This is a genomic window from Streptomyces sp. NPDC051677 (assembly GCF_044453465.1).
Lineage (GTDB): Bacteria > Actinomycetota > Actinomycetes > Streptomycetales > Streptomycetaceae > Streptomyces.
The window spans coordinates 285608-307284 of record NZ_JBITCT010000004.1; the positions used below are offsets into that span (position 1 = coordinate 285608).

The window sequence follows — 21677 nt, forward strand, 5'->3', positions numbered from 1 at the left end:
ACGGTGAACACGGATCACGACCAGCGTTCCTCCAAGTCGGCGCGTCCAGGAGGAGAAAGGGGCCGGCATGCCGGTGAACGTCACCTACCCGGGCGTCTACATCGACGAGGTCAAGAGTGCCGTGAGGACCATCACGGGCGTGCCGACCTCGGTCGCCGCGTTCGTCGGCTACGCACCGCGCGGCCCGGCCGACCGGCCGGTGCACATCACCGGCTGGGCCGACTACGAGGCCGTCTTCGGCGGCCTACAGGCCAACTGCCCGATGAGCTACGCGGTGTACCAGTTCTATTTGAACGGGGGGAGCGAGGCGGAGATCGTCAGGGTGGTGAAGGCCGGCGAGCCGACCGTCGAGCTGCCGCTCGGGAGCGGCACACCGCCCCAAGAAGCCGCCAAGCTGTCGTCCCCGGCCCCTTCCGCTCCCGCACCGGCTGCGGACAGCACCGGAGGTGAGTCCGCCTCCGGTGCCTCGGCGGACGCCTCCGCCACCACCGACGACAAGAAGAAGAAGAGCGGCGGCGACGGGAGCACGAAGGCCTCGACCTCGACCTCGACCTCGGCTTCGGCTTCGGCTTCGGCTTCGGCTTCGGCCTCCAGCGATTCGAGCGGGGGCTCCGTCAGCCCTCCGACCCTCGTCGCTGCCTCCCCGGGACGCTGGGGGCTGAACCTCCGCGCGCGGGTCGACTACGACACGCAGCCCGTTCCGACCGGCGAGCCGCGCAAGGTCTTCAATCTGACGGTCCGCGACATGGCGACCGGGGCCGAGGAGCGCCACCTCAACGTCAGCGTCGAGCCGGGCAGCCCGCGCGGCCTTGACCACGTTCTTGAATCCTCGCGGCTCGTGCGTGTCGCCCCCAACGCTCCCGTTCCGGCCATGCCAGACCCCAGCCCGGCTCCGGACCCGGACGGCAAGGAGACCGATCCGTTCAAGGCCAAGAGCAAGGACGGCCCACTGTGCTACTACCCCGCGACCGAAAAAGGCGGAGCCGACGAGGACGAACGCCCAAAGGATGTAGAGGCATACCTCGGCCTGAAGGCCGGTTTCATGGCGAAGAAGATGGGCCTCTACCAGCTCTTGAAGACGGACATCTTCAACATCCTCTGCCTGCCCGATCAGTTCGACGCCCCGGGCGCCGCGAAGAGCCTACGGGATGCCGCGCTCAAACTGTGTTTCGACCGACGTGCCGTCCTCCTCGTCGACCCGCCTGCGAGCTGGACGGGTGACCTGGACTCCGTTCTCGGCGAGCTGAACAACCTACAGGGCAACGAAGCCGACAAGAACGCCGCGCTCTACTACCCCCGCATCCTCGCCCCAGACCCCCTCCTCGGCGGCGCCGTCCGGACCTTTCCGCCCTGCGGTGTCATGGCCGGCGTGCTGGCGCGTACCGACGTCCAGCGAGGGGTCTGGAAGGCGCCGGCCGGTACCGATGCCTCGTTGAGCGGGGTCAGTGATCTCGAGGTGCCGCTGACCGATCTGGAGATCGGGCGGCTGAACCCCGTCGGCGTGAACTGCCTGCGGCGGCTGCCGGCCGCCGGACCGGTCGCCTGGGGCGCACGCACCCTGCGCGGGTCCGACCGCCTCGCGGACGAGTGGAAGTACCTCCCGGTGCGCCGGCTGGCCCTCTTCATCGAGGAGAGCCTGTTCCGGGGCACGCAGTGGGTGGTGTTCGAGCCGAACGACGAACCCCTGTGGGCGTCGGTCCGGCTGAACGTCGGCGCCTTCATGAACTCGCTGTTCCGTGCGGGCGCGTTCCAGGGCCGGACTCCTCAGGAGGCCTACCTGGTCAAGTGCGACAAGGACACCAACCCGCAGAACGACATCGACCGCGGAATCGTCAACATCCACGTCGGCTTCGCCCCGCTCAAACCCGCGGAGTTCGTGATCGTTCACATCCAGCAACTCGCCGGACAGATCCAGGTCTAGGAGGACGACCGATGCCGGAAGTCACGCGCCGGGACCCCTTCAAGAACTTTCGCTTCCGGGTGAAGTTCAGCGGGGAGACCGCCTATATCGCCGGAATCAGCAAGGTCAGCGGACTCAAACGCACCACCGAGGTCATCCGGCACCGCGACGGCGGTGACCCGGGCACCAGCCGCAAGCTCCCCGGCCGCACGGAGTACGAGGCCATCACCCTGGAGCGCGGCTGCACCATCGACACCGCGTTCGAGGAGTGGGCCAACAGGGTCTGGAGCCTGAAGAACTCGGCGGGCGGTCTGGAGACGTCCCTGAAGGACTTCAGACGGGACCTCATCATCGACGTCTTCGACGAGGGCGGCCAGCAGGTGCTGTCCTACTCCGTCCACGAGGCCTGGGTCTCCGAGTACCAGGGGCTTCCCGAACTGGACGCCGGCTCCAACGCCGTCGCCTTCGAGCACATCAAGGTGGAGCATCACGGCTGGGTGCGGGAGCACACCAACCCGCCGCAGGATTCGCAGTTCAGCGACACCGCCGGGTGACCTCATGCCGCATCGACTGACGGAGGCGAACGTCCTGGAGGTGTGGGAGGGCGGGCTCGGCGGCACCCCGGCGGCCCGCTCCCTTCTGCTCGCCTCGGTGGCGGCCCCGGCCGGTCAGGATGTCGCGGACCTGCCCCTGAGCGCCGTCAACGCCCTTCTGCTGGAGCTGCGTTGCGGCGCTTTCGGCGACGCCCTGCCCTGCACGGCGGACTGCCCGGCGTGCGGTGACAGCCTTGATGTGACCGTGGCAGCCGCGGAGTTGGGGCCCTTCACAGCGGGCGCGATCGCCGACCCGGGCGGCCACGTGCCCGCTACGGCGACGCTGACGACGTACGGCATGACGGTCACGTACCGGGCCCTCACCGGCCGCGACGTCCGGGCCGTCGATCCCATGGCGCCCCGGGCTCGTCGCAGTCTGCTGCGCCGGTGCGTCGTGCACGTCAGTCCACCCGTCGAGGAGCTGCCCGACGAGGTCCTCGAGGACGTGGCCCGACGGCTCCCGGAACTCGACCCGGGGGCCGACACCGTCCTGGTGCTGAACTGCCCGCAGTGCGAGCACCGTTGGGAGGCGGCCCTCGACATCGGCGACCACCTCTGGGTGGAAGTCTCCGGCTACGCACGCAAGTTGCTGCACGAGGTGCACTCCCTGGCGCGGGCCTACGGCTGGTCGGAGGCCGACGTGCTGTCGGTCAGTCCGGCGCGGCGGCAGTTCTATCTGGAGGCGAGCGCCGGATGAACGACTTCGTGGACCGGGTGCTGGGGGCGCCGGGGCCGCGGCTCAGGCCGCTGACGCCGAACGTGTTCGACCCGGGTGCGCCGCGGCTGCCGAGCGGTCACGGTGGTCCGGCCCACGAGCCGGACGCGGCGACCGTCCCGGACGCGTCGGAGACCTCGTCCCCCGCGCCGACGGGCGAGCCGGCCCCGAGCGGGACGCACACGGCTGCGGGGGCGGTGCAAGAGGTCGAGCACCGGACGTGGGCCGGCGGGTCGTATCCCGCGCACTCGTCGTCCTCGCCACTTCCTTCTCGGGCGCGGTCAGGTGCGGACGGTCCTCCGGCCGGTGACCGTCCCGCTCCGGTCGACACGGACCGGCCGACGGACGTGGCGGGACGCGCTGCCACGCCTGGCCAGAACCCCGCGCCTCGTCCGAAGCGCCCGCCTCGCGCCACGGCGGCGACGCCGAACGACATGCCGAGCGTGTCCTCGCCGGACCGGCGCGCCGAGGCGCCCCACACGGACTCCGCGGCATCACCACAGGCACCGGCACCCGGCGAGCACCCGAAACCCCGGAGCGCACGCCCCGAGTCCCAGACGCGCCACGGCCCGAGGACCCCGGCCAGGACAGAGGACACCAGGACGGGGGCGGTGACCGAACGCACCTCGCCGTACGCCCCGACAACGCCGTCCGAGTCCGAGTACGCCGACGCGCCGACGCGCGGCACGTCCGCTCCACCGAGGGCCCAGGACACGTCCTGGAGAGCTTCCCGCGTCCCACCCGAGGCTCACAGTGCGGCGCCCTGGGACCCGGCCACGCCACCCACACTCCAGCAAACGTCCCCCCTCACCCCGACGACGCCTCCCCCGTCCGACGACACGCACCCGCCCGCCCCGACTACGACTCACCGGCCTGAGGACACCTCGCCACCCACCCCGACTACGACTCACCGCGCTGAAAACACCTCACCACCCACCCCAGCCACAACCCACCGCGCTGAAAACACCTCACCACCCACCCCAGCCACAACCCACCGCGCTGAAAACACCTCGCAGCCCACCCCAGCTACGACTCACCGGGCTGAGGACACCTCGCCGCACGACCCGCCCGCTGCTCCCCAGGCCGGGAACACCTCACCCCACACCCCGGCTGCACCTCGCGAAACGGAAACCGTCTCGCGCCGCAACCCGGGCCCGTCCTCTCCGCCCAGGGGAAGCTCGCCGCGCGGCCCCGCCCCGCTCGCCGGGCCCCCGACCGCGCCACCAGAGGTCCAGGACGCGACCCGCAAGGGTCGGAACGCGAAGCCGCACCCCGAAGGCGCGCCGCCGCACAGTCCGGCCGCCACACACCACGGCATCGCCGCCACACACCACGGCACCGCCGTCCCACCACACGGCACCGCCGTCCCACCACACGACACTGTCGTCCCACCGCACGACACCGTCTTGCCACCACACCGCCTGAACCCGCCCGAGCCCCCCGGCAGACCTGCGCCGCACAGCCCGACGACCGGTGCCGAGCACGTCCGAGGATCCGCGGTGCACGCCGACCGGCCCAGCCCTGTGCCGAGTGTCGAGCACGCGCCCAACACGGTGCCCTCGGCCGAGTCCGGGGCCGAGGCGAGGCCGACGGCGCCCGAGGCGATGACCGTCGCCCCCGACCCTTTGGCGTCGAAGGCCACCACGTCCCGGGCCCCCTCCGGGCGGTCCCGGCCCGGGGCCGCCTCGCCGCAGGTCACCTCCGAACCGTCCGCGTCCGAGGCCGCCTCACCACCTCCGCCTGCCTCCGAACCGTCCGCGTCCAGACCCAGCCCACCCCCCTCGTTCTCCGGACCGTCCCGGTCCCAGGCCGCTTCGCCTGCGGTCTCCTTCGAACCACCCGTGTCCCGGACCGCCTCTCCGCCGCCCGTCCCCACACCACCCCCCTCACGGGCCCCCTCGCCACCGCCCGTCCCCACACCACCCCCCTCCCGCGCATCGTCGCCTGCGACGCCCCACGAACAACGCGCCTCCCGGACCCCCTCGCCACCGCCCGTCTCCGCACCACCGCTGTCCCACACCGCGTCGCCTACGGCACCCCTGGAACAACGCCCGTCCCGGACCGTCTCGCCGCCGCCCGTGTCTCGACCATCTCCTTCCCGTGCCGCTTCACGTGTGCAGCCCTCCACACCGCCCACGTCCCCGAACACCTCGCCGCAGCCCGTCTCACAACCACCCCGCCCAAAGGCCGCTTCACCCGTGCCCCCCTCCGAACCACCCCCTTCGTCACTCACCCCGCCCCCTCACCTCGGCGTCCGCACCACAGGGTCCGCCTCCCCCACCCCCGAGAGGCCTCCCGCCACTCCCCTCACGCCACTCGCACGCCCCGCTGCCTCCACCGCCTCCACGCCCCCCGACCCCCCGACATCACCCGCCCGCCAGGCACACCCCGCGCGCCCCGCGCACCCCACCCGTCGTCCCGCACCCCTCGCACCTGCCTCGCTCCCCTCACCGCCCGTCTCCGAGGCCGCACCCCCACCACACCACCCCACAACACCACGCAAAGAGACCGTCCTGCACGTCACCATCGACCGGCTCGTCGTCCACACCGCGCGTTCTCAGCCGGTCGTCGACGACCCGGCTCCGCCGCGGCGGTCGCGGATGTCGCTCGAGGAGTACCTCGGGAGGCGGTCGTGAGTGACGCGTTGGCCGTTGCCGCGGTGACGGAGACCTTGCGGGCCGCAGTGCAGGAGGCCGTCCTGCGCACGGTGCCCGATGCGGTGGTGACGGTGCGTCATCCCGGCGGCATGGACGTCGTCGACGAGGACGACCAGCGGACGGGGACGCGGACGGGGACGGGGACGCGGACGCCGACCCTCAACCTGTTCCTGTACCGCACCGCCGTCGACGCCGCCTGGCGCAACACCGATCCCCTGGGGACGCATCCCGGTGAGACCCGGCACCCGGCGCTGCCCCTCGTCCTGCACTACCTGTTCACCGGGTACGCACCCCCGGACCAGGACTCCACCCTCCCCGAGCGGCTGCTCGGCGCGGCGATGGCGGCCTTGCACGACCGGCCCGTGCTGCCCGCGGAAGCGCTCAAGGCCGCCGCGGACTTCAGCGATCTGCATCTGCAGCCCGAGCCGGTGAAGGTCACCCCGGCGGTGATGCCGCCGGACGAGATGTGGCGGCTGTGGACGGCACTCGGGCATGGCTACCGGCTCTCCGTGCCGTACGAGGCCCGGGTGGTGCTCATCGACAGTTCCGTGCCGGGCCGGACGCCCCTGCCGGTGCTGCGGCGCGGCGCCGCCGGGTCCGGGCCGGCGGCCGCGCCGACGGCGGCGGAGCCGTGGCCGGTCCTGCGGGACGTGCTGCCCCCGGTCGCGGCGCCGGGCGCCGACGTCGTGCTCAGCGGCAGCGGGTTCAGCGGGGCCGGGGCGGGAGCGGCGAGCGTCCGCCTGACGCATCCGTTGCTCGGAGGTCCTGTCGTGCTGCCGGCCCGTTCCGACGGGGCCGCCGCCGTGCGGGTCACCCTGGACGGGGAGCTCGGCGCGGGGCAGTGGTCCGTGGTCGTCGTCCTCACCGCTCCCGACGGCAGCGAGCGGACCACCGCGCCCCGCCCCTTCCAGGTCGCACCCCGCATCACCAGCGCCCTGCCGGTGACCGTCGCGCGGACGGGGAAAGGGGCGAAGGAGGCGAAGGGCGTCGTGGTGCTCTCCCTCGACTGCGAACCCGCCGTTCAGCCCGGGCAGCGGGCCGAGTTGCTGGTGGGGGATCTGCCCGTGCCCGCCGAGCCGTTCGCGCGGGCCACGCGCAAGCTGCGGTTCCGGCTGGTCGCGGGGGCGCCGGGGCGGTATCCGCTGCGGCTGCGCGTCGACGGCGTGGACAGTCCGCTGGCCGATCCGGGCGCGGAGCGGTTCGACGCCGACACGGCGGTGGTGATCACATGACGACGACCCGGGTCGAACTGCGCATCCGCCGACTGGTGTTGGACTCGGCCGACGGGGTGTCGCGGGCGGCGCTCTGTGCGTCGGTGGAGGCGGAGCTCGCCGTGCTGCTCGGCCTCTCCCCCGCGGGCGGCGATCGTGTCGAGCACGGCCCGACCGGCGCGGCGCCCTCACACGCGTCCGCACACGCGTCCGCACACGTATCCGCGCTGGGTCGGCACATCGCCCGGGCCGTCCACCGGGCGATGGGCGAGGCGGAAGGCGAGGGCGTGTCATGAGCCAAGTCATGCCGCGGCGCGGTGGTTTCGTCTTCCTCGATCCCGAGCACGGGCGGGTGCTGCGGGTCGTGCCGTTCCAGTACAACCCCGACAGCATCACCCGTACGCTCCAGCCGCGGGGCATCGGGGCCGACGCCGGTGACCGGCTGGAGGCGCTGCGGTTGCAGGGGCCGCCCCGGGAGACGTTCCGGATCGACGCGGAGTTCGACGCCACGGACCAGGTGGCCGCGGCGGGCGCGCCGGCGCCGCCCGCCGGTTCCGGTCTGTTCGGGATGCTGTCCGCGCTGGAGACGGCGGTCGCTCCCACGGCCGCGCAGTTGACGCAGCAGAACGACCTGGCCGCCCAGGGGATCCTGGAGATCGCCGCGGTCCAGGCCCCGCTGACCGTGCTGGTGCTCGGCGCGCACCGGGTCCTGCCCGTGCGGATGCTGGACCTCGACGTGTCGGAGGAGGCCTACGACGGGGAGCTGAGTCCGATCCGGGCGCGGGTGACGCTGACAGTGCGCGTCCTGACCGTCGACGACGTGGGCTTCGGCCACAAGGCCGGCGGGCTGTACCTGCAGTACCAGCAGGGCAGGGAGCGTTTCGCAGCGCTCGTCGGATACGGCCCGGGAGCGGTCGGCTATGCGAGCGGATGACAGGAGATGAGCCATGTTCGAGCCCAGCAGCAGGTACCACGCGGTCCCCACGACGACGCGCACCCTCGCGGACGGCAGGACCGTGACTCACCTGCGCCGGCGTTTCCTGCCGCAGCCCGAGGAGCTGATGGCCGTCGGCGAGCATGTGGTCGCGGCCGGCGAGCGGCTCGACCGGATCGCGGCGCGGCGGTACGGCGATCCCGAGCAGTCGTGGCGGATCGCCGACGCCAACCGGGCCATGTGTCCGGACGAGTTGACGGCCAGGCCCGGCCGGCGGCTGCGGATCACCCTGCCCGCCGAGGCGTCGGCGGCGCCCGGCGGCGGGCCGGCCGCGTGCTGACGCACCACCTGCACCTGATGCTGCTCGTCGGGGACGCCGTGCCCGCTCCGGCCCCGGCGGCGATGATCGACGCCCTGCTCGGCGTGCGGATCACCTCGGCCAGCGGCAGGACCAACGGCTTCCAGCTGACGTTCGCCGTCAGTGCCCGCTCCCCGCTGGCCGGGGCGGTGCTGCCGGGCGGGCCGCTGTACGCGAAGAAGCGGGTCGTGGTCGCCGTGGTCCTCGCGGGCCGGTGTCATGTGCTGATGGACGGGGTGGTGACCCATCAGGAACTGCACGCGGGCCGGGCTCCGGGGGCGTCGTTCCTCGTCGTCACCGGGGAGGATCTGACGGTCCTGATGGACCTGACGCATGTCCGGCGCGCCTACCCGGGGCTGCCGCCGCACCTGCGGGCCATGGCCGTCTGTGCGGGGTACGCGCAGTACGGCGTCGTGCCGCGGGCCGTGGCCCCGGTCCTCACCGACCAGCCGAACCCGGTGATCGACATTCCGGTGCAGTCGGCGACCGATCTGGCGTATCTGCGGGCGATGGCCGCGGACGTCGGACACGTCTTCCATCTCGAACCCGGGCCCGCGCCGGGCATCAGCACCGCCTACTGGGGGCCGCAGAACCGCGACGGAGCCCTTCAGCCGGCCCTCACCACGGGCTGCGGCCCGGCCGACAACGTGGAGGAACTCACCTTCTCCTTCGACGGACTGGCCGCGTCCGGCTACGCCACCGACCGGCTGGAGCCGCCGTCGACGTCCGCCTCCGAGGCCGCCGCGCCCGATCCGGGCATCCTGCGCAAGAGCCTGTCGGCGAGCCCGGCCGAGGCGCTGCGCACGGGGGCGCTCACCGGGCAGACCGGCCGCTCCCTGACCCGGACCCTGCTGGCGGGGCTCGGCCGCGAGGTCGCCGTCGACGCCGTCACCGGCCGCGGCACAGTCGACGTGCTGCGCTACGGCCATGTCCTCGGCGCCCACGCTCTGGTGGGGGTGCGCGGGGCGGGACGGGCGTACGACGGGCGGTACTTCGTGGCCGCTGTGACCCACGACCTCACCCGCGACACGTACAGGCAGCACTTCACGCTGGTCCGCGACGGGCTCGGCGCCGACACCCAGGCGGTGACCGCATGACGACAGCACAGACGACGACGCAGACGGCAGCGCAGGTGAACCAGTGGCACGGGATGTACGAGGGGGTCGTCGTCTCCGCCGTCGATCCGACCGGCGTCGGCCGGCTCCTCGTCCGGGTGCCCGAGGTGCTGGGCGACGAGGCCCCGGTGTGGGCCGCGCCGGTCACCCCGCTGGCCGGTTCGGACTGCGGGATGTACGTGGTGCCGCTGCCGGAGTCCGGGGTGTGGGTGCAGTTCCTGGACGGGGACCCCGAGCGGGCCGTGTGGACCGGGTTCCGGCGCGGCGGCTCGGGGGACGTGCCGTCGGCCGCCAAGTCCACCCCGCCGGGCGTGCCGCAGATCGTGCTGGCCACGCCCACCGGGAACGCCCTCGTGCTCAGCGACCTGCCGGGGCCCACCGGCGGGATCAAGCTGCAACTGCACGGCGAGAACGGGCCGTTCATCAAGATCAACGAGACGGGGATCGAGATCTCCTGCGGTCCCGGACTCGCCACCGTCCGACTCGTCGGACCCCAGGTCATCGTCAACAACGGCGCGTTGACGGTGTTGTGAGGAGACCATGCCCGGACTGCTGCTCCACTACGGCGCGCTGATGATGTGCGCCCACCCGCCCGGCCTCGTGACCGTCCCCGCGCCGGTCCAGCAGCGTGTCCTGGTCGGGCCGCAGCCCGTGCTGACCAGCGCCGACCAGTTCCTGGTGGCCGGCTGCAGCTTCCCCGCCGCCACCCTGGGGGCGCCGCCGTGCGTGAGCGTCACCTGGCTGCAGCCCTCCACCCGGGTGTTCGTGAACGGGCTGCCCGTCCTGCTGCAGCCGACGCCGGTCGGGGTGGCCCCGGCGATCGGCGTGGGCACGCCGCCGCCCAACCCTCCGATGGTCCTGGCCATGCAGTTCCGGGTGCAGGGGATGTGAGCGCGATGGACATCGACTTCCCCTACCGGGTCGACGCCCGGGGCCGCACGGCGCGCGTCGACCACGCCGGTCATGTCCGGGACATGGTGGAGCTGGTCCTCTTCACCAGTCCCGGTGAACGGGTGAACCGGCCCGACTTCGGCTGCAACCTCCTCGACCTGGTCTTCGCCGGGAACAGTCCCGAGCTCGCCGCGACCCTGGAGATGACCGCCCAGGCGGCCCTGCAGCGCTGGCTCGGCGATGTGCTCACGGTGGAGTCGGTCACGGTGACGTCGCAGGAGGCGACGCTGCGGGTGCATGTGGCGTACGTCCTGACGGCGACGGGCGAGAGCCTCACCGCCACGGTCACGGGCGGGGGGACTCCCTCATGACGGTGCTGGACGGCCCGTACGAGGGTCTGAGGGCGGACGGGCCGGCCGGTATCCGGGAGGTGTGGGCGGAGCCGGACCGGCGCACGCTGACCGTCACCTTCGTCGGGGTGCTCCCACCGGGCGTGGACCGCACCCGGTTCGTCGTCGAGGGCGGACGGCGGGTCGTCGGCATCCGCGTCCTGCGGGTCCGCCCGGACTCCGGGCCGGAGCGCGAGAACGGCGGGGGGACTCGGCTGCGGCTGACCCTGGACCGGCCGGGCGACGACTCCACGTACCGGCTGCGGGTGCTGGGGCGGGGCTTCCACGGCGGCCACGACCATGCGGACTTCACCTTCCACCCGACCGGCGGCCACCCCCCGCGCCCTGCCCCGAGGGCCGCTGAGCCGGGCGGGCCGCCGGCCGGCCCCGCCCCGGCGATCGACTACCTGGCCAAGGACTACGCCAGTTTCCGCCGGCTGCTCCTGGAGCGGCTCTCGCTCACCCTGCCGCGGTGGACCGAACGGCACGCCCCGGACCTCTGGGTCACCCTGGTGGAGCTGCTGGCCCATGTCGGGGACCGGCTCAGCTACCAGCAGGACGCCGTGGCCACCGAGGCGTACCTGGACACCGCGCGGCTGCGGACCTCCGTGCGGCGCCATGCGCGGCTGGTCGGCTATCCGATGCACGACGGCTGCGCGGCCCGCACGGTCGTCTGTGTGGAGACGACCATGGAACTGGCCGTGGACACCCACGATCTGGCGTTCACGGCACAGTCCGAGGACGAGTTCCCGCAGCAGGCGGACCGGCCGCGCAGCCCGGTGATCTCACAGGAGGCCCTCGTCGCGTCCCGGCATCCGGCCTACCAGCCGCTGGAGCGGCGCCGGGTCCAGCTGCTGCCCGAACACAACGAGGTACTGCTGTGGGCCTGGGGGAAGGACGAGTTCGCACTGCCCGTGGGGACCACCCGGGCCGCTCTCCTCGACGGCGACGGCAGACACCGGGTGCTGAAGCTGAGGAGCGGCGATCTGCTCGTCCTGGAGGAGACGCGGGGGCCGGGCGACAGTGAGCCCGACCCCGCTCACCGGCAGGCCGTCCGGCTCACCCGCGCGATGCGGGACGTCGACGCGAACACCGGCAAGGCGGTCGTGAAGATCGCCTGGGCCGCCGAGGACGCCCTCGCCTTCCCGCTGTGTGTGCGCAACCCGGAGGAACCCGGCGGGCGGCCGGGCGCGACCGTCGTGGCCCGCGGCAACGCCCTCCTCGTCGAACACGGCCTCGGCATCGACTGGCTCCCCGACGACAAGGCCGGCGAGCTCGTCCAGGCGCCGGGGGCGGCGGCCGGGACGGGGGACGCCTCGCCGGTCCGGTCCCGGCCGGTGACGCTGCGCGGCAGGCCCGTGACCTGGTCCCCGCCGTACCCGCTGCCGGCCGACCTGGCCGCGGCGCAGGCACGGCGGCTGGGGAGCCTTGCGACCAGGGCACGGGACGGTCTGCGGGATCTGCACCACGGGGTGTCCGAGCTCCAGCCGGAGAGCCGTGAGCTGCTGACGGCCCTGTTCGGGGCGTCGTTCCTCGACGACTTCGCCGGGCTCGCCGACGACGCCGACCGCCGCGGCGCGGCCGCCCGTTTCCTCTCCCTCTTCGACGAGTTCTTCGAGCGCAGGCTGCGCCGCCTGGAGACGCTCGCGCTGCGCGCCCGGGCCGGATATGTGCTCGACCTTGACGACGCGGGCTGGGAGCTCAAGCAGACCTGGGGCGAGCGGGCCGCCGCCGGGCTGGACCCCGCCGACCCGGCACTGCACGGCCCGGCGAGCAGCGCCCTGCGCCCCGATCCCCGCGAGGCGCTGCCCGCGCTGTACCTCCGGGAGCATCCGGGGAACGGGCCGGTCTGGACCCCGCGCCGGGACCTGCTGTCGAGCGGCCCCCATGACCGGCATCTGGTGGCCGAGACCGACGACGACGGGGGGCTCGCCCTGCGCTTCGGCGACGACCGGTGCGGCCGGGCGCCGCGCCCGGGAACCGGGATGTACGCCTTCTACCGGGTGGGCAACGGCCGGTCCGGCAACGCGGGCAGCGAGGCCGTCAACCGGATCGCCCACCGCGGCTCCGCACTTCTGGCGGGCGTCACGCGGGTGCGCAACCCGGTGCCGGCGACCGGCGGCACCGATCCGGAGTCCCTGGCCCAGGTGCGGCTGGCCGCCCCGCACGCCCCCTTCCGCACGCTGCTGCGCGCGGTCACCGCCGAGGACTACGCAGCCCTCGCCACGGGCCGTCCCGACGTGCAGCGCGCCACCGCCTCGCTGCGCTGGAACGGCAGTTGGCACGAGGCCGAGGTGGCCATCGACCCGGCCGGCGCGGCCGTGCCGTCGGCGGCGCTGCTGGAGGAGGTGCGGGCCTGGCTGCACCGCTACCGGCGCATCGGGCACGACGTCGTCACCCGGCCCGCGCTGCTGGTGCCGCTCCAGGTGGGCCTTGACGTGCTCATCGACCCGCACTACGTCACCGCCGATGTGCGCGAGGCGCTGCTGCGCCGTTTCCTGCCGGGACGCCGGGGCGGGGTCGAGCCCGAGCCGGGCTTCTTCGACCCGGCGGAGCTGACGTTCGGCACGCCGGTGCGGTCCAGTGTCCTGGTGGCGCTGTGCATGGGCGTGCCGGGTGTGCGGCACGCCGAGGTCACCCGGCTGCGCCGGATCCACGGTCTCGGCGGGGAGCGGGAGGGGCCGGACGTGCCGCCGTCCGGGGAGTTGAGGATGCGTCCGCTGGAGGTTCCCCGGCTCGACGGCGACGTCGCCCGTCAGGAGAACGGATGGCTGACCCTGCGGCTGCGAGGTGGACGATGACCGACTGCTCCGCCGGCCGACGCGGTCCGGCGCCGGTGTGGAACCGTCCCGGGCTGCCCGCGCTGTCCTACCGGGTGGGCGTCCACCGGCAGTTCCTCGACGCGATGCTGGCCCGGCTGCCCGTCACCGGCGACGACCACGCGCCCCTGGAGGGGCTGACGACGCGGGAGCCGGACGATCCGTCGATCGCCCTGCTCGACGCGTGGGCCGTCGTCGCCGACGTGCTGACCTTCTATCAGGAGCGGATCGCCGACGAGGGGTTTCTGCGCACCGCGGCGGAGCACGAGTCGCTGGTGCGGCTCGGGCGGCTGGTCGGGCACCGGCCGCGCCCGGCGCTCGCGGCCGCCGCCCACCTCGCCTACACGCTGGATCCGGGCGCGTCGTGTGTCGTGCCGGCCGGGTCGCAGGTCAAGAGCGAGCCCGAGCCCGGCGCGCTTCCGGTGATCTTCGAGACCGCCGAGGACCTCACCGCGCGGGCGGAGTGGAACCGGCTGCCGGTGCGCGCCACCTGGCCGCCCGCCCTCACGCCCGCCGTCGCGACCCGCGTTCCGTCCCTCGACGTCGACGGGGTCCAGGCCGCCCTGCGCCCCGGTGACCGGCTGCTGTTCGCCTACCCCGACGCCCGGCTGAACCTCACGCGGGTGGTGAAGAGCGCGAAACCCGATCCGGCGCGGGGGCGGACCACCGTGCTGCTGCGGGTGCCGGACCCGCCCCGGCAGCTGGACCACGCGGTGGACGCGCTGCGGGAGGACATGGAGGACGCGGCGCGCCGGGCGCGGGCCGAGGGCCCGTTCGAGGAGCTGCTGACGCTGCTGCGCGACGTGCGTGAGCGCGCCGAGGAGCTGCGCGACCCGGACACCTTCGCGGCCCGGCTCGACCGCAGGCTGCGGCGGCTGAAGGAACGTCTCGCCGGTGTCGGCGGCGAGCTGGACGTCGACAAGCTGACCGAGCGGGCCGCCGCACGGCTGGAGACCGTCCAGGACGCCGTGCGCCGTCTCAAGGAGGCGCCGGAGCGGGCTGCGGCGGCGGGGGGCCGGGCGCTGCTGCGGGACCTCGCCGACCCGGCGGGGCGGGTGCAGCACGCGGTGGACCCGCTGCTGGACGCACTGGGCCGGGGCGCGGGCCGGGGCGCCCCGCCGCGCCGGACCCCGCGCGCGGTCACCGACGCCCTGGGCGCCGGATCCGACGCGCTGCCCCGCCTTCTCGCGGAGCACCGGCCCGGCGTCGGCGCGTCCTACTACGAGGCGCTGTCCGCGGTCGCGCCCCCGGTGACCGCGCCGGGCGTGTACCACTTCCGGGTCACGGCCACCCCGCTGGGCGCCTCGATCCCGGACGACGCCCGCGTCCAGCGGCTGCTGCGGGGGGCGACGCCGCCCCGGGCGGAGGGCGGCGGCCCGCTGCCGCACGACGTCCTGCTCCTCGACGCGGTGCACGAGGAGATCCAGCCGGGCAGCTGGATCGCGGTGCGGGTGGCGGGCCGGCCGCGCACCCGGGTCGTCCGGGTCGTCGAGGTCGGCCAGTTGTCCGTCGCCAACGACGTGGACGCGGTACGGGTGACGCGGCTGCGGCTGGCCGAGCCGTGGACCGAGGACTGCGAGGACATGACCGTGCGGCGGGCCACCACCGTGTGGGCGGCGGGCGAGCCGCTCGTCCTGACCGCCCCGCCCGATCCCACGGACGTGTCGGGCCACGCCATCGCCCTGGACGGCACGTTCGAGGGGCTGACCCCCGGCAGGCTGATCGTCGTCTCGGGGCAGCGCACGGACGTCGTGCCCGACGGCGGGCCGGGAGTGGCGGGCGCGGAGCTCGCCGTCCTGGCGGGCGTACGCCACGCCTTCGACGGGACCTCGTTCGACGACCGGGTGCGCACGACCCTGCTGCTGACCTCCCCGCTCGCGCACCGCTACCGGCGCGACACCGTCGTCGTGCACGGCAACGTGGTCACGGCGACCGCGGGCGAGACCGTCGCCGAGGTGCTCGGCAGCGGGGACGCCGGCCGGGCGGGGCAGGTCTTCCGGCTGCGGCGCAGCCCGCTGGTGTGGCTGCCGTCGGTGAGCGCCGACGGCGGTGCGGAGGACCTCACCGTCCGGGTCGACGACGTGGCGTGGCGACGGACCGCGGACCTGGGCGACGAGGGGCCGGCCGACCAGGTGTTCCGGGTGCGCGCGGGCGCCGACGGGACGGCGGCGGTGGAGTTCGGCGACGGCCGGCACGGCGCGCGTCCGCCGACCGGCACGGAGAACGTCACCGCCCGCTACCGCGTCGGCGGCGGACGCGCGGGCAATGTCGCCGCCGGTCGGATCAACCAGCTGGTGAGCAGGCCCTTGGGGGTCAGCGCGGTCACCAACCCGCTGCCGGCGACGGGCGGGGCGGACGCCGACGGCCGGGCGCGGATGCGGCAGGCGATCCCGTTGCGGCTGGCGGCGTTCGACCGACTGGTGTCGACGGCCGACTACCAGTCCTTCGCCCGTGCCTTCGCGGGCGTGGGTCAGGCCGTGGCCCACCGCTGTGTGGACGGCGGCCGGCCGGTCGTGCACGTCACCGTCGTCGCCGTGGACGACGCCCCGCTGGACGCCTCCTCCCCGCTGCTGGGCGCGCTGCGCTCGGCGCTGCGCCGGTACGGCGACCCGGCGCTGGCGGTGCGGGTGGAGCCCTGTGAACGGGTCCGGCTGGTGGTGGTGCTCGGCGTCCGTACGGCCGCCGGTCATCTCCCGGAGAAGGTCGAGCAGCGGGTGCGCGAGGCGCTGGTCGCCCGGCTGGGCTTCGACGGGGCGTATCTGGGCCATCCCGTGTACGACAGCGCGGTCGTCGCCACCGCGCAGGCGGTGCCCGGCGTCGACTTCGTGGACCTGGACGCCTTCGGAGGGTTCCCGGAGGGCTCCGACCCGGCCGACGTCGTCCGGTTCGCGCAGCACCCCGCGGTCGCCGCCTTCGTCCCGGCGCTGCCGGCCGGCCCGCGCGCGGTGCGCGACCGCTCGCCGTCCGGCGCCGGCCCGGGAAGCACGCCGGCGGGCCCGGGCGACGTCGTCGACGCGTCGCAGGCGCCCACGGTCCTGCTCCCCCGCGGGAGCGCCCCGGACGCGCCCGCCCCGACCGCCCCGCCGCGGCTGGCGCTGCGCCCCGCCCAACTGGTGCTGCTGGACCCGGCCGTGCCCGGCTCCTTGATCCTGCGGAGGATTCCATGACCCCGGACGAGCTGTACGCGCTGCTGCCGGCCGTGGTCCGCGGGCGCGACGCGGAGCAGGGCGGCCCGCTGCGGACGCTGCTGACGATCGTCGCCGAACAGGTGACGGTCGTCCAGGAGGACATCGAGCGCCTGTACGACAACTGGTTCATCGAGACCTGCGAGGACTGGGTGACGCCCTACGTCGGCGACCTCGTCGGCTACGAGATCCTGCCCCAGATCGCCGCCGCCCTGTCCGACGACGCCGTCCGGGCGAGCGGCATGCCGGCCGCCGCCGTGCCCCGCCGGGACGTCGCCGACACCGTCGTCAACCGGCGCCGCAAGGGCACCCTGGCGCTGCTGGAGGACCTGGCGTCGGCGGTGGCCGGGTGGCCCGCCCGGGTGGTGGAGTACCGGCGGCTGCTGTGCGTCACCCAGCCCGTGCGCCGCTATACCTGCGACGGCGCCGACGCGGACCGCAGACTGGCGCGCGGCGCCCTGGTCGACGTACGGGACGCGGGGGCGCTGGACCGGCTGGGCGGGCCGTTCGACACCGTGGCCCGCACCGTGGAGGCGCCGCGCGCGGACTCGGCCCGCCGGGTCGGCCGGTACGGTCTGCACTCCGTCGGCCTGCACCTGTGGCGGCTGCGCACGTACGCGGTGACCCGGGCCCCCGCGTACTGCCTGGACCGCGAGCGGGCCTGCTACACGTTCAACGTGCTCGCCGTCGACACGCCCCTGTTCACCGCGCCGGTGCCCGAGCCGTCGAGCTTCCACATCGCGGACGAGACGAACGTCCCGGAGCCCATCGGCCGCAGGGCCCTGACGGACCGGCTGTACGACTCCTACGGGCCCCGCAAGAGCCTGTGCGTGTGGACCGGCCCCGACGCGGTGAGGGACGTGGTGGGGCTGGACCGGATCGTCGTCGCGGACCTCTCCCACTGGCGCTTTCGCCCCGCCGGGGAGGAGGTCGCCGTCGACCCGGTCCTCGGCCGGCTGATGCTCCCGCCGGGCACGGCCCCCGCGCACGGGGTGCGGGTGACGTACCACCACGCGTTCTCCGGCGACCTCGGCGGCGGCGAGTACCCCCGCCCCGAGCCGGCGACGGTCGGCCCCGAGGAACGCTACCGGGTGGGTCCCGGCGAGGCCCACCACAGCATCGCCGACGCGATCGGCCGCTGGCGGGCGGAGAAGCGGGCGCACGAGCTCAAGGCGGAGGCGATCGTGGAGATCACCGCCAACGAGGTGTACGAGGACCTGACCGACATCCGCCTCGACCCGGGGGACCGGCTCACCGTGCGCGCCGCGGACGGCGTCCGCCCGGTCGTCCGGCTCACCGGCCGGCACGGCGAGGGCCGCGCGCTGACGGTCAGCGGCGGTCCGGCCGGGCCCCGCGGCGAGGCGACGTCGCTCGTCCTCGACGGGCTGCTGGTGACCGGCGGCGGGGTGCGGGTACGGGGCGCCGTGGGCCGTCTCGTCGTCCGGCACTGCACCTTCGTGCCGGGCTGGGAACTGGAGTCCCGGGGCACGCCCCTGGCGCCCGGGGCGCCGAGTCTGGACATCGCCGCCGACTGCCCGGTCCGCACCGAGATCCACCACAGCGTCCTCGGCCCGGTGACGGTGGCCGCCCGCCACGGTGCGCGGGAGCCGCGCCGGGTGGAGGTGTACGACAGCGTGCTGGACGCGACGCTGAGCGAGGCGCCGGCGCTCGGCGACCCCGACGGCGACCCGGCCGACGTCCTGCTCACGGCCCGCCGCACCACCGTCATCGGCGCCGTGCGGGCCCGGGCCGTGGAGCTGCTGGAGAACTGCCTGCTCTCCGGCGAGGTGCGGATCGAACGGCGGGACCGGGGTTCCGTACGGTTCTGCTGGCTGCCGTCCAAGGCCAAGTGGACGCCACCGCGCTTCCACTGTGAACCCGACCATTCCGGGGCCCGGGATCTGCGCTTCGCCGGCACCCGGTACGGCTCCCCCGACTATGTCCGGCTCGCCGACGACTGCGCCGAGGCGATCCGCCGCGGGGGCGACAACGGCTCGGAACCCGGCGCGCTGCACCACCTGTTCCAGCCTCAGCGGGAGGACAATCTCCGCACCCGGCTGGCCGAGTACACACCGGCCGGATGCGACCCGGCGCTGTTCTTCGTCACGTGAGCGACCGCCCCGACACCGTCCGCCCCCGGCCCAGGCAGGAAGCACTCCATGCACGGCGACTTCTCCCGCGTCATCTTCGATCCCGCTCGGCGGTTCTCAGCCGTGCTGTCCCAGCAGGGCCGGGTCCAGCTCGACGCCGACATCAACGAGCAGACGGCGATCCTCCTGCACTATCTGCGCACGCTGGCCACCGACCTCATGGGGCCCGCCGCGTACCCGCCCGACCACGACGGCCTCGGCGGCTTCGGGGTCGACGCCTTCGACGGCGACACCTTCGCCGTGGCCCCGGGCCGCATGTACGTCAACGGCATCCTGTGCGAATGCGACGGCACCGACTACTGGGAGCAGCCCGACGGCCACCTCGACCCCGACCACGACCGGCTGCCGTCCGGTCCCTTCCTGGTGTACCTGAGGGTGTGGGAGCGCCTGGTCACCGCGTGGGAGGCGCCCTGGATCCGTGAGGTGGCGCTCGGGCCGAACGGGCCGGACACGACCGCGCGCAGCCGGGTGGTCTGGCAGGTGTGCGTGCTGCCGGTGGAGGGCGACTCGCCGGTGCCCGACCCGCGCAGCGCCTCGCGCTTCCTCCGGGACCGTGTCCGCGGCGCCTTCGAGCCGCGCGGCCTGCTCTCCGCGGCGACCGGGCAGCCCGAGGACGACGACGCGTCGCTCGACGGCCCGTCGGCGTCCTCCGGGTACCGGGGGCCCGAGAACCAGCTGTACCGGGTGGAGGTGCACCGGGGCGGCAGCGAGGGGTGGGCGACGTACAAGTGGTCCCGGGAGAACGGCTCCGTGGTCCTGCCGGTCCGGTCCGTCGACGAGAACTCGGTCGAGCTGGAGACCCTGGGCCGGGACGACAAGCTGGGCGTGGAGACGGGCGACGTGGTGGAACTCCTCGACGACGCCGCCGTGTGCCGCCAGGCGTCGGACCGCTACGACGAGGACTGCGGTCTGCTGTACACGGTCACGAAGGTCGACCACGCCGGGCTCCGGGTGGAACTGGACCAGCCCGCGCCCATGACTCCGGCGCCGCGGCGGCGCCCGTTCCTGCGCCGCTGGGACCACGGCGCGCGCGGGCGGGACGACGGACCGGCGGGCGACGAGATGGGCCTGCCCGTCCGGGAGGGGAGGTGGCTGCCGCTGGAGGACGGCGTCCAGGTCCAGTTCCACCCCGGTGAGGGAGAGCCCCGCAACTACCGTCGCGGCGACTACTGGCTCATCCCGGCCCGGGTGCTGACCGCCGGCGTCGAATGGCCGCACAGCCGCCAGGGGCAGCCGCTGCGGCGCCGCCCCCACGGAGTCCCGTACCACTACGCCCCGCTCGCGTACATCGAGCCCCGGGGCGGCGACTTCCGGGTGGTGGACCTCCGGGTGCCCTTGTCGCATCGCCGGTAGGGCCGCGCGGTCAGCGCCCGGTGACCGCGAAGATGAACACCAGCCAGGCGACGAAGAGCACGATCACGACGGCGATCACGAGCGCGGGGGTGCTGCGGGCCGAGACCTCGGCGCCCGTGGTCAGGTTGCGCAGCTGTTTGACCCGCAGCGTGCCGTTTCTGGCCCGGCCCGTCGCCTTCACCCGGTCCCCGTCGTTGACGGCGCCCTCGAACAGGTCGCCGCGCATCTCCACGGGCACCAGCCCGATCGGACGGCCCTCGCGATTGCGCATCTCCAGACGGAAGTTGCACACGACCGTCGTGCCGACGTCACCGTCGCTGCCGCTCACCTCGGTGCGCATCCGCACCATGCGCGCCACGCCGTAGACGGTGCCGCTGCCCTCCAGGGCGCCGACCGGTACGGGGCGGTGACGGGATTCGTCCCGGGGCCGCTCGAACTGCGTGCTCCCGTACTGCGTGCTCCCGTATTCAGTGCTCCCGTGCCGCGTTCCCTCGTGCCGCGTTTCCTCGTACACGGTTTCCGTGCGCTGGACGGGGGTTGTGGGCTGGTGCACCTCCTCCGTGCGGAGGTGGATCCGCCGCCGCCACGGGCGCCGGGGCCGCGGATGGTCGTCCTCCACGTACGCCGGGAGCCAGGCGCCGCAGCGGCGGCACCGCTGTGCGTCCGGCGGCGCCTCGGCACCGCACCTCTCACACATCCAGGCGCCGTCCACGGTGGTGTCCTCCTGCGAGAAGACCGTCACAAAGACCTTCGCCACTTCCATCCTGACGCCGATCCCGCTCCCGCGCCATTTGCGCGTTTCTGGTTTCAGCAGGCCCTGACGAGGCCTGCGACGTGCGCGGTGACCGTGTCGAGGATGTCGGTCCAGGCGGCCGCGTCGCCGAGCACGAGGTAGTTGAGGGTCAGGCCGTCGGTCATGGCGGCCAGATAGCGTGCCAGGACGGGCACGGGGACGCCGAGCCGGAGGTCCATGCTCCGGCACAGCTCCTCGATGAGCGCGGCGTACGCCTCCTCGTACGACTCGTACTGCCGGCGCGCCAGATGCTCGAACCCGGGCTGGCGCAGGGCGTACTGGGTGAGTTCGTAGGTCAGCATGTGTTCGTCGGGGTGGGCCCGGACATGGTCCCAGTACGCCTGGAAGCCGGCCCGGACCGTTTCCTCCAGGGTGCTTCTGGGCCGGATCGCCTCCTTCACGACGCTCACCGAGTGGCCGGTGAGCGTCGTGATGACGGACTCGACGAGGGCCTGCTTGGAGTCGAAGCAGTAGTGGAAGACGCTCAGGGACACGCCGGCTTCGGCGGCGATGGACCGGGTGGTCGTCTTCGGGACGCCGTCCCGGGCCATCGCTCGGATCGCCGCTTCGGTCAGCTGTCTGCGCCGCTCGGCCGACGGCATGCGTGCCATGGG

The 21677-nt window shown here is 74.0% G+C and carries 18 protein-coding genes; 15 read left to right on the top strand and 3 right to left on the bottom strand.

The genetic code is table 11. The features are described from left to right. Positions 1–67: 67 nt before the first annotated feature. Genes ACIBAF_RS07030 through ACIBAF_RS07040 form a run of 3 tightly spaced genes read left to right on the top strand, consistent with a single transcriptional unit; the run spans position 68 to position 3190 of the window. Positions 68–1921, top strand: coding sequence for a phage tail sheath C-terminal domain-containing protein (locus ACIBAF_RS07030; RefSeq protein WP_399462092.1), 1854 nt, complete (start codon positions 68–70; stop codon positions 1919–1921). An 11-nt stretch (positions 1922–1932) separates the two neighbouring features. Then, a complete protein-coding gene (locus ACIBAF_RS07035) occupies positions 1933–2454 on the top strand; it encodes a phage tail protein (protein ID WP_399462093.1) in 522 nt (173 codons plus the stop codon). A 4-nt stretch (positions 2455–2458) separates the two neighbouring features. Beyond that, complete coding sequence (locus tag ACIBAF_RS07040; protein ID WP_399462094.1) at positions 2459–3190, top strand: hypothetical protein; 732 nt, start codon at positions 2459–2461, stop codon at positions 3188–3190. 97 nt (positions 3191–3287) lie between these two features. Here ACIBAF_RS07040 and ACIBAF_RS07045 read toward each other — a convergent pair whose 3' ends face one another. Continuing rightward, positions 3288–3896, bottom strand: coding sequence for a hypothetical protein (locus tag ACIBAF_RS07045; protein WP_399462095.1), 609 nt, complete (start codon positions 3894–3896; stop codon positions 3288–3290). Positions 3897–5840: 1944 nt separating this feature from the next. Here ACIBAF_RS07045 and ACIBAF_RS07050 point away from each other — a divergent pair. Genes ACIBAF_RS07050 through ACIBAF_RS07105 form a run of 12 tightly spaced genes read left to right on the top strand, consistent with a single transcriptional unit; the run spans position 5841 to position 20270 of the window. Beyond that, a complete protein-coding gene (locus ACIBAF_RS07050) occupies positions 5841–7097 on the top strand; it encodes a DUF4255 domain-containing protein (protein WP_399462096.1) in 1257 nt (418 codons plus the stop codon). Further along, positions 7094–7372: a hypothetical protein gene (locus ACIBAF_RS07055; RefSeq protein ID WP_399462097.1), complete on the top strand. Its 279-nt coding sequence runs from the start codon at positions 7094–7096 to the stop codon at positions 7370–7372. Before ACIBAF_RS07050 ends, ACIBAF_RS07055 begins: the two co-directional genes overlap by 4 nt. After that, the gene (locus ACIBAF_RS07060; protein ID WP_399462098.1) at positions 7369–8010 is read left to right on the top strand and encodes a hypothetical protein; all 642 of its coding nucleotides are present in this window, start codon (positions 7369–7371) and stop codon (positions 8008–8010) included. The genes ACIBAF_RS07055 and ACIBAF_RS07060 overlap by 4 nt, the downstream gene beginning before the upstream one ends. A gap of 13 nt (positions 8011–8023) precedes the next feature. After that, positions 8024–8350, top strand: coding sequence for a LysM peptidoglycan-binding domain-containing protein (locus tag ACIBAF_RS07065; protein WP_399462099.1), 327 nt, complete (start codon positions 8024–8026; stop codon positions 8348–8350). After that, positions 8344–9465: a hypothetical protein gene (locus ACIBAF_RS07070; RefSeq protein WP_399462100.1), complete on the top strand. Its 1122-nt coding sequence runs from the start codon at positions 8344–8346 to the stop codon at positions 9463–9465. Before ACIBAF_RS07065 ends, ACIBAF_RS07070 begins: the two co-directional genes overlap by 7 nt. Continuing rightward, positions 9462–10016, top strand: a complete 555-nt coding sequence (locus tag ACIBAF_RS07075) for a phage baseplate assembly protein V (RefSeq protein WP_399462101.1) — start codon at positions 9462–9464, stop codon at positions 10014–10016. The genes ACIBAF_RS07070 and ACIBAF_RS07075 overlap by 4 nt, the downstream gene beginning before the upstream one ends. 7 nt (positions 10017–10023) lie before the next feature. After that, positions 10024–10374, top strand: coding sequence for a hypothetical protein (locus ACIBAF_RS07080; protein ID WP_399462102.1), 351 nt, complete (start codon positions 10024–10026; stop codon positions 10372–10374). 5 nt (positions 10375–10379) lie between these two features. Beyond that, positions 10380–10745 carry a GPW/gp25 family protein gene (locus tag ACIBAF_RS07085; protein WP_399462120.1) on the top strand — a complete coding sequence of 122 codons (366 nt, stop codon included), beginning with the start codon at positions 10380–10382 and terminating at the stop codon, positions 10743–10745. After that, positions 10742–13564: a putative baseplate assembly protein gene (locus tag ACIBAF_RS07090; protein WP_399462103.1), complete on the top strand. Its 2823-nt coding sequence runs from the start codon at positions 10742–10744 to the stop codon at positions 13562–13564. The genes ACIBAF_RS07085 and ACIBAF_RS07090 overlap by 4 nt, the downstream gene beginning before the upstream one ends. Further along, positions 13561–16749, top strand: a complete 3189-nt coding sequence (locus ACIBAF_RS07095; protein ID WP_399462104.1) for a putative baseplate assembly protein — start codon at positions 13561–13563, stop codon at positions 16747–16749. The genes ACIBAF_RS07090 and ACIBAF_RS07095 overlap by 4 nt, the downstream gene beginning before the upstream one ends. Beyond that, complete coding sequence (locus ACIBAF_RS07100; RefSeq protein WP_399462105.1) at positions 16746–18878, top strand: hypothetical protein; 2133 nt, start codon at positions 16746–16748, stop codon at positions 18876–18878. Before ACIBAF_RS07095 ends, ACIBAF_RS07100 begins: the two co-directional genes overlap by 4 nt. Positions 18879–18926: 48 nt before the next feature. After that, on the top strand, positions 18927–20270 hold the full coding sequence (locus ACIBAF_RS07105) for a DUF6519 domain-containing protein (RefSeq protein ID WP_399462106.1): 1344 nt from the start codon (positions 18927–18929) through the stop codon (positions 20268–20270). 10 nt (positions 20271–20280) lie between these two features. On the opposite strand, the gene ACIBAF_RS07110 is transcribed toward ACIBAF_RS07105, so the two are convergent. Together ACIBAF_RS07110 and ACIBAF_RS07115 are read right to left on the bottom strand one after the other, a co-directional pair. Then, positions 20281–21027, bottom strand: coding sequence for a hypothetical protein (locus ACIBAF_RS07110; RefSeq protein ID WP_399462108.1), 747 nt, complete (start codon positions 21025–21027; stop codon positions 20281–20283). A 50-nt stretch (positions 21028–21077) separates the two neighbouring features. Further along, positions 21078–21674, bottom strand: a complete 597-nt coding sequence (locus ACIBAF_RS07115) for a TetR/AcrR family transcriptional regulator (RefSeq protein WP_399462109.1) — start codon at positions 21672–21674, stop codon at positions 21078–21080. Positions 21675–21677: the final 3 nt, after the last annotated feature.